12 protein-coding genes are annotated in these 11,902 nt (G+C 70.9%); 5 read left to right on the forward strand and 7 right to left on the reverse strand.

What is annotated here, in order from left to right; all coding sequences use genetic code 11:
- Positions 1-35: 35 nt before the first annotated feature.
- From KZ820_RS00140 to KZ820_RS00150, 3 genes are read right to left on the reverse strand one after another with little or no spacing between them, the layout of a single operon-like run.
- The gene (locus KZ820_RS00140) at positions 36-899 is read right to left on the reverse strand and encodes a hypothetical protein (protein WP_219746735.1); all 864 of its coding nucleotides are present in this window, start codon (positions 897-899) and stop codon (positions 36-38) included.
- Positions 896-2,257 carry a serine hydrolase domain-containing protein gene (locus tag KZ820_RS00145; RefSeq protein ID WP_219746736.1) on the reverse strand — a complete coding sequence of 454 codons (1,362 nt, stop codon included), beginning with the start codon at positions 2,255-2,257 and terminating at the stop codon, positions 896-898. Before KZ820_RS00145 ends, KZ820_RS00140 begins: the two co-directional genes overlap by 4 nt.
- Positions 2,241-3,563 carry a replication-associated recombination protein A gene (locus KZ820_RS00150; protein WP_219746737.1) on the reverse strand — a complete coding sequence of 441 codons (1,323 nt, stop codon included), beginning with the start codon at positions 3,561-3,563 and terminating at the stop codon, positions 2,241-2,243. The genes KZ820_RS00145 and KZ820_RS00150 overlap by 17 nt, the downstream gene beginning before the upstream one ends.
- A 120-nt stretch (positions 3,564-3,683) precedes the next feature.
- Here KZ820_RS00150 and KZ820_RS00155 point away from each other — a divergent pair, with 120 nt between their 5' ends.
- Positions 3,684-4,286, forward strand: coding sequence for a PadR family transcriptional regulator (locus KZ820_RS00155; RefSeq protein WP_219746738.1), 603 nt, complete (start codon positions 3,684-3,686; stop codon positions 4,284-4,286).
- Entirely contained in the window at positions 4,283-4,573 is a 291-nt protein-coding gene (locus KZ820_RS00160) for a DUF2218 domain-containing protein (protein ID WP_219746739.1), read from the forward strand. The genes KZ820_RS00155 and KZ820_RS00160 overlap by 4 nt, the downstream gene beginning before the upstream one ends.
- A 196-nt stretch (positions 4,574-4,769) precedes the next feature.
- On the opposite strand, the gene KZ820_RS00165 is transcribed toward KZ820_RS00160, so the two are convergent.
- The 3 genes from KZ820_RS00165 to KZ820_RS00175 form a co-directional block, all read right to left on the reverse strand.
- Complete coding sequence (locus KZ820_RS00165; protein ID WP_219746740.1) at positions 4,770-5,948, reverse strand: glycosyltransferase family 4 protein; 1,179 nt, start codon at positions 5,946-5,948, stop codon at positions 4,770-4,772.
- Between the two features lie 55 nt (positions 5,949-6,003).
- On the reverse strand, positions 6,004-7,779 hold the full coding sequence (locus KZ820_RS00170; RefSeq protein ID WP_219746741.1) for a cation:proton antiporter domain-containing protein: 1,776 nt from the start codon (positions 7,777-7,779) through the stop codon (positions 6,004-6,006).
- Positions 7,780-8,146: 367 nt separating this feature from the next.
- Positions 8,147-9,367, reverse strand: coding sequence for an NADP-dependent isocitrate dehydrogenase (locus KZ820_RS00175; protein ID WP_219746742.1), 1,221 nt, complete (start codon positions 9,365-9,367; stop codon positions 8,147-8,149).
- A 282-nt stretch (positions 9,368-9,649) separates the two neighbouring features.
- Here KZ820_RS00175 and KZ820_RS00180 point away from each other — a divergent pair, with 282 nt between their 5' ends.
- Genes KZ820_RS00180 through KZ820_RS00190 form a run of 3 tightly spaced genes read left to right on the forward strand, consistent with a single transcriptional unit; the run spans position 9,650 to position 11,612 of the window.
- A complete protein-coding gene (locus KZ820_RS00180; RefSeq protein WP_219746743.1) occupies positions 9,650-10,015 on the forward strand; it encodes a hypothetical protein in 366 nt (121 codons plus the stop codon).
- Between the two features lie 59 nt (positions 10,016-10,074).
- Positions 10,075-10,797 carry a phosphatidylserine decarboxylase gene (locus KZ820_RS00185; protein ID WP_219746744.1) on the forward strand — a complete coding sequence of 241 codons (723 nt, stop codon included), beginning with the start codon at positions 10,075-10,077 and terminating at the stop codon, positions 10,795-10,797.
- A gap of 2 nt (positions 10,798-10,799) precedes the next feature.
- Positions 10,800-11,612, forward strand: coding sequence for a CDP-alcohol phosphatidyltransferase family protein (locus KZ820_RS00190; RefSeq protein ID WP_219746745.1), 813 nt, complete (start codon positions 10,800-10,802; stop codon positions 11,610-11,612).
- On the opposite strand, the gene KZ820_RS00195 is transcribed toward KZ820_RS00190, so the two are convergent.
- Positions 11,548-11,778, reverse strand: coding sequence for a hypothetical protein (locus KZ820_RS00195; protein ID WP_219746746.1), 231 nt, complete (start codon positions 11,776-11,778; stop codon positions 11,548-11,550). The genes KZ820_RS00190 and KZ820_RS00195 overlap by 65 nt on opposite strands.
- Positions 11,779-11,902: the final 124 nt, after the last annotated feature.

Genomic DNA, 11,902 nt, shown 5'->3' on the forward strand with positions numbered 1-11,902 from the left:
CAGCTGAGCTAAACCGGCGCGGCGGCCCTCATGCGTCAGCCGACGCCGAAGGTCCAGCCCTCGGTCCGCGCCACCGCCGCGGTGAGCCCCCTCGGCTGCCACAGACCGGGTTCGTTCACGCGCGTGCGCAGCCAGGCGGCAGCGAGGATCGCGTCGGTGGCATGGTCGTCGTAGCGCGCGAGCGGCGCGTGGGGCATGCTGCCGAGCGCCGCCAGCGCGGCGTCGAGCGCGGCCGCGTCGCGCAGCTTGCTCCGTCCCTTGCGCAGACCCGCGGCACGCGCGGCGATCGCGGTGTAGATCTCCACCACCAGCGCCCCCGTCGGCGGCACCGCGTCGAACGGCCAGACCGCGATACGCCCGTCGAGGTGGTGGAGCAGGCGCATGCCCGCGAAGCTCGCCTTGGCGACCTGCGCGGCGCCGATCGCGTCATAGACGGTGGAGGGCTTGGTGCTGCCGTCGTGCGCCACCTCGCACACGCGCCAGTGGAGGAAGTCGCGCTTGGCGCCGTCGGCCGCGCCGAGATAGAAGTGGCGGCCGCGCCGCGCCTCGAGGAAGGACGCGGCGCCGAGGTCGTCGTCCGGGCTCGCCTCGTCGACGTAGCGCCACAATGCCGGCGCGTCGTTCGTCTCGGTCTCGCCGGGCAGATGCGCGCCGCGCGCGATGAACGGTGCGGAGAAGCTGAAATCGAAGCCGACCAGCATGGCGCGGTCGCGCCGCGCGAGCAGCCAGTCGAGCACCTCCGCGCGTGACCAGTCGCGGCCCGACGGGGTGACCAGCGCGGGCGCGTCGTCGCCCAGGCCGCAGCGCGCTACCGCGATGCCGCGGTGGCGGCGGCCGCGCGCCCCCGACCAGTCGATCGCGACGAACTCGGTGAAGCGGCCGGGCGGCGGCGCGCTCACCGCGCCGCGATCACGTCCGCGGTGAAGCGCGCGACGTCGAAGCGCGCGCCGGTCGGATCCTCGCCGCGGCGAACGATCACGAGCCGCTCAGACGGCACCACCATGACATATTGTCCGCGATTGCCCTGCGCCGAGTAGCTCCCCGCGGGCAGTCCCTGGCGCGGGCCGAACAGCCAGATCGAGGCGCCGTAGCCCTCGTCGCGCTCGGGCTGAGGCAGGCGCGGCGTCGTCATGTAGCGCATCCAGCCGGCGGGCAGCAGGCGCCGCCCCTGCCACACGCCGTCCTGAAGCCAGAACTGGCCGAGCCGGGCGAGGTCGCGCGCGGTGGTCCATACCGCGCTGGAGAGCAGGTAATTGCCCTGCCAGTCGCTCTCGACCACCGTGTGCCGCATGCCCAGCGGTGTGAGCAGCCGCCCGGGCAGTTCGCGATAGCGCGCCTCGCCGAGCGACGCGCGCAGCGCCCGCACCGCGAGCAGGATATCGTTGTTGGCGTAGCGGAAGTGCGTGCCCGGGCGCGACGACAGCGGCCAGCCGGTGGCCTGCTCGGTCACGGCGGTACCGCCGAAATACAGCGCGTCCGTGCGGTTGCCGGCGGTGTCGCTGTGGAGCCCCGAGCTCATCCGCAACAGCTGGTCGAGCGTGATCCGCGCGCGCGGGTCGCCGGGGCGGCGCCATTCGGGCACGGACGCGGGGCGCAGCGGGTCGACCCCGCTCATGCCGACCAACGTGCCGGTGATGCTCTTCGCCACCGACCAGGTGCGGTTGGGGACATAGGGGCCGAAGCCCTCGCGGTAGCGCTCGGCGACCACCTGACCGTCGCGCAGCACGACGACGCCGAGCGTCTCGGTGCCGCGCCCGTACGCGCCCTCGAACGCGCGCGCCACCGCACCGGCTAGCGCGGGCGCGGGGCGGGGGGCGATGCCGGCGTCGCCGAGCGGCCAGCGCCGCGGGTCGGGTCCGGGTGCGCGCGGCAGTCCGGGCGCCGGAGCGCGCGCGATCGCCTCGGCACCGATCGGCGCGAGCGTGCAGCCCGTGCCCGCCGCCCAGCTGGCGTGTCGCGGCGGCTGAGCGGGATCGAAGGCGACGCTCACCGTCCGCGCCGGTCGGTCCACCCGCGCCGCCAGCGTGGGCACGATCGCGTCATATTCCGGATAGATGCCGCGTAGCTCGAGCGTCTCGACCGAGCGCTCGCTGCGCCCGGCAGTGTACAGCCCGTCGCACAGATTGTAGGCCTTGTACCCCGCCGCGATCGCGCGCGCGTAACGCTGGTGGTCGTCGTAGCGCACAGATTGCGGCGACTGCGCCGCGGCGGGTGCGGCGAGCAGGGCGGAGAGGAGGAGCTTAGTCGCGGTGCGCATGCCGCCGCTCATCCCACCAGGCGAGCCGCTCGGCAACGCGCTTCTCATAGCCGCGATCGGTCGGCGCGTAGAAGCGTTGCGGCGGCAGCTCGTCGGGCCAGTAGGTCGCGCCCGAGAAGCCGCCCTCGCTGTCGTGGTCATATTCGTAGTTCGCGCCATAGCCGATCTGCTTCATCAGCTTGGTCGGCGCGTTGAGGATGTTGGCGGGCGGCATCAGCGAGCCGGTCTCGCGCGCCACCTTCCACGCCGCCTTCTGCGCGGCATAGACCGCGTTCGATTTGGGCGCGGTGGCGAGATAGACGCAGGCCTGCGCGATCGCCAGCTCGCCCTCGGGTGACCCGAGGAAGTCATAGGCCTCCTTGGCGGCGAGGCATTGCGCCAGCGCCTGCGGGTCGGCGAGCCCGATGTCCTCCACCGCGGCACGCGTCAGCCGGCGCAGCAGGTAGAGCGGCTCCTCACCAGCGGTGAGCATCCGCGCGAGATAATAGAGCGCCGCCTGCGGGTCCGAGCCGCGGATCGATTTGTGCAGCGCGCTGATGAGGTTGTAATGCCCCTCGCGGTCCTTGTCATAGACCGCGACGCGGCGCTGGAGGAAGCTCGACAGGCCGGCCGGGTCGAGCGGGGCAGGTAGGTCGACCGAGAAGAGCGTCTCGACCTGGTTGAGCAGGAAGCGCCCGTCGCCGTCGGCGCTCGCCACCAACGCGTCGCGCGCGGCGGGGTCGAGCGGCAGCGCGCGGCCGACCTCGGTCTCGGCGCGCGCGATCAGCTGCTCCAGCGCGGAACGGTCGAGCCGGTGGAGGATCAGCACCTGCGCGCGGCTGAGCAGCGCGGCGTTGAGCTCGAACGACGGATTCTCGGTGGTGGCGCCGACCAGCGTCACCGTGCCGTCCTCGACGTAAGGAAGGAAGCCGTCCTGCTGCGCGCGATTGAAGCGGTGGATCTCGTCGACGAAGAGCAGGGTGCGCTTGCCCAGCCGGGCATGGTCGCGCGCCTCGGCGAAGGCCTTCTTGAGGTCGGCGACACCCGAGAACACCGCCGAGATGGCGGCGAAGCGCAGCCCCACCGCCTGGGCGAGCAGCCGCGCGATCGTGGTCTTGCCGGTGCCGGGCGGCCCCCACAAGATCATCGACGAGAGCCGCCCCGCCGCCACCATCCGCCCGATCGCGCCCTCGGCGCCGGTGAGATGGTCCTGCCCGACGACCTCGTCGAGCGCGCGCGGACGCAGCCGGTCGGCGAGCGGCGCGTCGGCCGCGGCGGGCGGGTCGGGGGGAGCGGCCGGGTCGAGCCCGGCGAACAGGTCGGCCATCGCGCCGATGTAGGCGCACGCGGCCGGCGCGTCATCTCGCGATCTGACGATATATCGCAGACCATCTTGACGAAAGAGCTGTACGATATATCTTGAGCGCATCGCATAAAGGAGTCGATCATGTTTGGACAGATGCACGGACACGGCCGCCACGGTGGCATGGGGCGCGGCTGCGGTTCGCGCGGCGGTCGCGGCGGCGGCTGGGAGCGGGTCGCCGCGGAGTTCGCCACCCGCTGGGACGAGGCGGCGCGCGGCGGCGGGCGTCGGCGGATGTTCGACGGCGCCGAGCTGCGGCTGGTGCTGCTCAAGCTGATCGCGGACGAGCCGCGCCACGGCTATGAGCTGATCAAGGCGATCGAGGACCTCACCGGCGGCGCCTATGCGCCTAGCCCGGGAGTGGTCTATCCCGCGCTGTCGATGCTCGCCGAGATGGAGCAGATCGAGGAGCAGGCGAGCGAAGGCGCGCGCAAGCGCTTCGCCGCGACCGACGGGGGGCGCGCCCATCTCGCGGAGAAGGCGGCGGAGGTGGCGACACTGCTCGAGCGGCTCACCGGGCTCGGTGCCGAACGCTCGCGCGGCGACCACGCCCCCGTGCGGCGCGCGCTCCACAACCTGCGCCACGCGGTGCAGAACCGGCTGCACGGCACGGCCGACGAGGAGGAGATGTTCCAGGTCGCCGCGCTGATCGACGCGCTGGCGCAGACGATCGAGCGGCGGAAGTGAGCGTCTCGGTCGCGCGCGTGCCGACGCACTCGGCGAGCCGCTATCTCCAGCAGCTCGCCAAGCACTGGAGCCACAAGATGACGGTGCGCTACTCGGCGGAGGAGGGCGAGATCGACTTCCCCAACGGCGCGCGCCTGGCGATGCGCGCCGACAGCGAGACGCTCGACGTGGTGCTCACCGTGCCGGAGGGCGAGGACGTGGCGCGGATGCGCGAGGTGGTGTCGAGCCACCTCGACCGCTTCGCCTTCCGCGAGGCGCCGCTCACCTTCGACTGGCGCGAGGGCTGAGGAGGGATCACAGCCGGCTCAGCCACGAGGCGCTGGCCGGCCTCACCACCACCGTCTCGCCTTGTGCCCCGGCGAAGGCCGGGGCCCAGTTGGGAGGACGATGGTGGCTCTCACCTCGGCCTTCCCAGCTGGGCCCCGGCCTTCGCCGGGGCACGATTAGGTACGAGAGCGTCGCGAGCGAAAGTCGTCGACCGCGTCACCGCCCCGCCAGCAGCTCGCGGTACACGTCAAGCACCGCCTCGTTGGCGGTGTCCCAGCGGAAGCTCTTGGCGTGCTCGTGCGCGGCCTCGCCCATCGCGCGTCGCCGCGCCGGGTCGCGCGCCAGAGTCGCGATCGCGGCGGCATAGCCCTCGATGTCCTGCGGCGTCACCAGCAGCCCGGTGACGCCGTCGTCGAGCAGGTCGACCGCGCCGGTCGCGCGCGCCGCCACCACCGGCACGCCCGCGGCCATCGCCTCCGAGGTCACCTGGCCCCAGGTCTCGGTGACGCTCGGGTTGAACAGTAGGTCCATCGACGCCACCGCGCGGCCGAGGTCGTCGCCGCTCTGGAAGCCGGCGAAGGCGGCCTGCGGCACGCGCTCGGCGAACCAGTCGCGCGCGGGCCCCTTGCCGACGATGAGCACGCGGTGCCTGATCTCCATGGCATCGAGCCGCGCCAGCACGTCGGCGAAGACGCCGAGCCCCTTCTCCAGCACCAGTCGCCCGAGGAAGCCGATCGCCAGTTCGTCGTCGGCGATACCGAGCGAGCGTCGCCACGCCAGGTCGCGCGCGGACGGGTGGAAGCGGCGATGGTTGACGCCGCGGCCCCAGAGCGACACCGGAGTCGTCACGCCGAGCCCGCGGATCACCTCCGCCATGGACGGCGTCGGCACCAGCACGCGGTCGGCACGGTCGTAGAAACGGCGCAGGATCCACTTGATCGCGGGCTGCACCACGGCGAGGCCGTAATATTCGAAGTAGGTCTCGAAGCGCGTGTGCACCGCCGACACCACCGGGATGCCGTGTCGCCGCGCCCAGGTCACCGCGGCATGGCCGAGGAACTCGGGCGATGACACGTGGACGATATTGGGCGCGAACGCTTCCAGGTCGCGGCGCGGGCGCGCGGGCAGGCCACGCCCGAGCTTATATTCGCCGCGGCCGCCGGGCATCGGGATGGCGGGCACGTCGACGACGGTGCCGCGCGCCTCGAACGCGGGGGTTGGCGTGGTCGGCGAGTAGACTCGCACCGCCACGCCGCGGTCGAGCAGGTGGCCGACAAGCAGGTTCTGCGCCTGGTTGGCGCCGTCGCGCACGTAATTGTAGTTGCCGCTGAAGAAGGCGACGCGCGGCGAGGGCGTGCCGCCGTCGGCGGCAGAGGAGGCGGGAGGCGAGCTCATCGCGCGCCCGCTAGCTCGTTTCTGCGGCAAAATCGCGGCTGATCGGCATCGCGGGTCAGGCCGGCTCGATCTCGTCGCTCCGTCGGAGCCGCCGGATGCGCGGCTCGCGGTCGAGCATCGCGACGCGCCGGATCGTCTGGCGCAGCTCGTCGCGCTTGTCGTGGATCGAGGCGATCACCGGCCCCATTGCCACGCCGAGATCGACCAGCACCGCCTCGGACAGTTGTAGCGAGCTCTCCAGCGTCTCGGGGACGGCGTCGGTGACGCCGGCCTTGTAGAGCTCAGCGGCGTGGACCGTGTCGCGCGCGCGCGCGATGATCGGCAGGTCGGGGAAGGACTCGCGCAGCCGCCGCGCCAGCCGCACCGTCAGCACCGGATCGTCCATCGTCAGGATCAGCGCGCGCGCACTGGCGAGATCGAGCCGATCGATCAGCTCGGCGCGCGAGACGTCACCGAACACCACGGGATAGCCCGCGGCGCGCGCCTCCGCGACCGCGTCGATGTCGGCCTCCACCGCGACGAACGGCTGCTGGTGGCGCGCCAGCATGTCGGCGACGAGCTGACCGACGCGACCGAAGCCGAACACCACCGCGCGCGTGCCCTGCTCGGCCGAGACCGCGTCGGGCAGGGGGTCGCGTCCCTCGATCCGGCGCGACACGACGCGACCCAGCTTGGCGAGCAGCGGCGTGATCGTCAGCCCGATCGCGGTGACGGTCTGCCAGAAGGCGGCGGTGGAGCCGAGGATCAGCTGCGCCTGCGCGGCGGTGGCGAGCACGATCAGCGTCGTCTCGGACGGGCTGCCCATCAGCAGGCCGGTCTCCAGCGCGATGCCGCGACGCGCGTTGGCGACGCGCAGCAGCAGGTAGGTCACCACCGCCTTGGCGCTCACCACCCCGATCACCGCGGCGAGCAGCGACCCCCAGTTCGCGAGGATCAGCTTGAGGTCGAGGCTCATTCCCACCGTGATCAGGAACACGCCGAGCGCGAGGCCCTTGAACGGCGCGGTCATCACCTCGACCTCGCTGTGATACTCGGTCTCGGCGATCAGCAGGCCGGCGAGCAGCGCGCCGACGATCGGCGACAGCCCCGCCGCGGTGGTGGCGACGCTGGCGACGATCACCACCAGCAGTGAGGCGGCGAGGAACAGCTCGGGGCTCTTGGTGCGCGCCGCCTGCGCGAACAGCCGGGGCAGCACCAGCCGCCCGCCGACGTACATCGCCATCACCGTGAGCGCGCCGCGCAGCGCGACGCCGGCGATACCGACCCAGCCGGCCGCCGCGGTCGGCGCCATCGCGCCGAGCGAGAAGATGATCGGCACCAGCGCGAGATCCTGGAACAGCAGGATGGCGAAAGCGCCGCGCCCGACCGGGCTGGACGTGCCGACCAGCGGCAGCACCAGCGCGGTGCTCGACAGCGCGAGCGCGAGCCCGAGCCCGGCCGAGCCACTCCAGTTCTGACCGAGATAGTGGAGGGTGACGCCGATCAGCAGCGCCGAGCCGAGCAACTGCATCGGCCCGGTCCCGAAGACGAGCTGTCGCATCGCCCACAGGCGCCTGAAGGAGAGCTCTAGCCCGATCGAGAAGAGCAGCAGCACGATCCCGAACTCGGCGAAGGGCTCGATCGCCTCGGGATCGGAGATGGTGAGATAGTAGAGCCATGGCGCGCGCGGCACGAGCGCGCCGAGCCCGGCGGGACCGACGAGCACGCCCACGAGGATGAACCCGATCACCGGGCTGATGCGGAAACGCGCGAACGCCGGAATGACCAGCCCCGCCGCGCCGAGGATCACGAGCGCGTCGCTGAAGCCCTCATTCTGAAGTCCGATTGCCATGATCGGGGTTGTAAGCGGGATCGAGCGCGCTTGTCGCGTTGTGCCGAGAGAAAAAGTGCGGGGCCGGCGGATGGGTTGGTCGTCGCCGGTGGCCCGCTGCCGATCTCCCGAGCCCGTCATCCTCGCGAAGGCGGGAGTCCAGACGCGCGGACCTGAGAAGGAGCCGCGACGCCGGCGTTTATGGCTCCCGCCTTCGCGGCCATCACGAAGGATCGTCGAAAGGAGATCGGCGACGAGCCCTCGTTGCTCCTTCCGTTCCGCCGGCGTCGCGAAGGGCGAGGCGACGCATCCGCGCTCGGCACCCTGCCTCGCGCACGTCTAGCGATCCAGGAGGGCGGCGCGCCGGAACGCGCCGCCCTCTGTCAGCTCAGGCCCAGGCGGCCATCTTCTTCTCGAGGTTGACGCGCACCGCCTCGAAGAACTGCTCGGTGGTCATCCACTTCTGGTCCGGCCCGATCAGGATCGCGAGGTCCTTGGTCATGTCGCCGCTCTCGACCGTCTCGACGCAGACCTGCTCCAGCGTCTCGGCGAAGCGGGTGACGTCGGGCGTGCCGTCGAACTTGCCGCGATACTTGAGCCCGCCGGTCCAGGCGAAGATCGAGGCGATCGGGTTGGTCGAGGTCGCCTTGCCCTGCTGGTGCTGGCGATAGTGGCGGGTGACGGTGCCGTGCGCCGCCTCGGCCTCGATCGTCTTGCCGTCGGGGGTCATCAGCACCGAGGTCATCAGCCCGAGCGAGCCGAAGCCCTGCGCGACCTGGTCGGACTGAACGTCGCCGTCATAGTTCTTGCAGGCCCAGACGAACTCGCCGTTCCACTTGAGCGCGGAGGCGACCATGTCGTCGATCAGGCGATGCTCGTAGACGATGCCGGCGGCCTTGAACTGGTCGACGAACTCGCTCTCGTACACCTCGGCGAAGATGTCCTTGAAGCGGCCGTCATAGGCCTTGAGGATGGTGTTCTTGGTCGAGAGATACACCGGCCAGTTGCGGCCCAGGCCGTAGTTGAGCGAGGCGCGCGCGAAGTCGCGGATCGACTCGTCGAGGTTGTACATGCCCATTGCGACGCCGGCAGACGGGAAGTCGAACACCTCGTGCTCGATCGTCTCGCCGCTCTCGCCTTCCCACTTCATCGTCAGCTTGCCCTTGCCGGGCACCTTGAAGTCGGTCGCCTTATACTGATCGCCGAAGGCGTGACGGCCGACCACGATCGGGTGGGTCCAGCCCGGGATCAGGCGGGGCACGTTCTTCATCACGATCGGCTCGCGGAAGACCACGCCGCCGAGGATGTTGCGGATCGTGCCGTTGGGCGAGCGCCACATCTTCTTGAGGCCGAACTCCTCGACGCGCGCCTCGTCGGGCGTGATCGTGGCGCATTTCACACCGACGCCATACTTCTGGATCGCCTTGGCGCTCTCCACCGTGACGGCGTCGTCGGTGGCGTCGCGGTGCTCGATGCCGAGGTCGTAATAGTCGAGGTCGATGTCGAGGTAGGGCTTGATCAGGCGCTCGCGGATCCACTCCCAGATGATGCGAGTCATCTCGTCGCCGTCGATCTCCACGACGGGCGTCTTCACCTTGATCTTGGCCATGCCGGTGTCCTTGCTGAGAAGCGTTGCCGCGGTCGATAGGGGCAAGGGCGCGGGGGATCAACCGGGGGGTGGAAGCTCGCGCCTCTCTCCTCCCCCGTCATCCTGAGCTCGCCTCAGGATCCATCGCGCCGCACACTCAGCGACGGCGGTGCCTGCCGGACGGTGGATCCTGAAACGAAATCAGGATGACGCGGGGAGGGGGATACAGCTCGAACCAGAAGATGGGAGGTTTCGGCCGCGATGCCGCGGGAGCCTTTCGCTCGCACCGCCGTTCGTATCGTGATGCGAACGATCCGCTATCCCGCTCTCCTCGCCGTCCTGCTCCCCGCCCCGGCGCTCGCCGACACGCTGCCGCTCACCCGCGGCTATTATGTCGAGACCGGGACGCCGTGCCGCGGCGCGCCGAACGTGGCGCTGCGCGACTATCAGGGCGACGGGATCGGCTCGAGCAAGGCCGGCCAGTGCCACGCCCGCGTGCTCGCCCGGATCGGCCAGCGCTACACGCTGCGGCAGAGCTGCGTGCAATATGGCGGGCCGCGCCAGTATCGCGCCGCCGAGCGGCTCAAGATCCGCGTCGATAGCCGCACCAGCTACACCGACCTGCGCGCCGGCGCGCATTACCGCTGGTGCCGGACGACTAACCTGTGACGGTGACGCCGGCGAGCAAGCGCGTTGTCACCGCGCGCGCCGGTCGATAGGACGAAGCGATGACTTCGCTCGACAAGCCGCCGGTCGTCACCACGACCGTGAAGTGGCGCTTTCCCGCCGTCCACCCCGAAGGACAGAAGTTCACCGCGATCGCCTTCGGCATCACGCTGCTGATGACGATCGTGTCCAAGGTGTTCTTCTGGCCGTTCCTGGGTCTCACTCTCTGGGTCGCCGCCTTCTTCCGCGATCCCGTGCGCACCACGCCAGTGGGCGACGATCTGATCGTCTCGCCTGCCGACGGGCTAATCACGATGATCGAGCGCGTGCCCGTGCCGCGCGAGCTGATCGGCGACCTCGGCGAGATGCCGATGGTGCGCGTGTCGGTGTTCATGTCGGTGTTCGACGTCCATATCAACCGCTCGCCGATCGCGGGGACGATCCGCCAGGTAGTGTATATCTCGGGCAAGTTCCTCAACGCCGACCTCGACAAGGCGTCCGAGGAGAATGAGCGCCAGCATTTCGTCGTCGAGGGCTTCGACGGGCGCCGCGTCGGCTTCACCCAGATCGCGGGGCTGGTGGCACGCCGCATCGTCGGCTTCGCCAAGATCGGCGACATCGTCGCCGCCGGCCAGCGCGTCGGCCTGATCCGCTTCGGCAGCCGCGTCGACGTCTACCTCCCCGAGGGCTATGCGCCGCAGGTGGCACTCGGCCAGCGCGCGATCGCGGGCGAGACCGTGCTGGCGCGCTTCGGCGCCGAGCGCGTCAGCGGCGTCGCGCAGTAAGCATGCGCCGCCCCGTCCGCCGCCCGCTCCGTCGCCCGCCCGGCGGACTCCCGCTGCGCGCGGTCGCGCCCAACGCGGTGACCGCGCTGGCGCTCTGCTCCGGCCTGTCGGGGATCCGCTTCGCGATCTCGGGCCATTGGGAGCTGGCGGTGACGATGGTGCTGCTCGCCGGCGTGCTCGACGGGCTCGACGGACGCGTCGCGCGCATGCTCCACGGCGAGAGCCGGTTCGGTGCCGAGCTCGACTCGCTCTCCGACGCGATCTCGTTCGGGGTGTCGCCCGCACTGATCCTGTATCTGTGGTCGCTCCACGCGCTGCCGCGCTTCGGCTGGATGGCGGCGCTGGTGCTCGCGGTCTTCTGTGCGCTGCGACTGGCGCGCTTCAACGCCAACATCGACGCCGACGACCAGCCACACAAATCGGCCGGCTTCCTCACCGGCGTGCCCGCACCGGCAGGGGCTGGCCTGGCGATGCTGCCGCTGTTCCTGTGGTTCGTCACCGACGAGCCGCTGCTGCGCGACCCGCGGCTGGTGGCGCCCTGGACAGTGGGCATCGCGCTGCTGATGGTGTCGAGCCTCGCGACCTTCTCCTGGTCGTCGCTGCGGCTGCGCCCCAACATCCGCTTCGAGGCGATCGCGGTCGTGGTCGCGGTGGGGGCGGCGGCGGTGAGCGCGCCGTGGCAGACCGCCGCGGCCGCGGGCATCGCTTATCTGCTCGCCATGCCGTTCAGCGTCGCGAGCTACACGCGGGTCAGGCGGCTCCGCGCTGGCGGAGCGGCGCCACTGCCGGCACCGCCGACCCCGCCCAGCGCCTGACCGCGATCCGCCGCTCGGCACGTACCAGCGTCGCGAGCGGGGCCGGGCGCGCCACCGCCATCTCGCCGCGCAGCGCGCCGACGATCTTGTCGAGACTGGGCGCCAGCGTCGCGTGGAGCGCATAGCCTGCGGTCGAGAGCGCGCCGCCGAAGATCGCGAGGGTCATCACCGTCATCATTGTTCGACTCCCGTTCCGCGGCTTGGCCAGTAGAACCTCCGCGTTGCCAGAGGGTTCCGAGATCAATGTCAGATCGGTACTGGTCCGATCCGGCATCGAAACGTTCTTACCG

It is taken from the genome of Sphingomonas citri (genome assembly GCF_019429485.1).
GTDB lineage: Bacteria > Pseudomonadota > Alphaproteobacteria > Sphingomonadales > Sphingomonadaceae > Sphingomonas > Sphingomonas citri.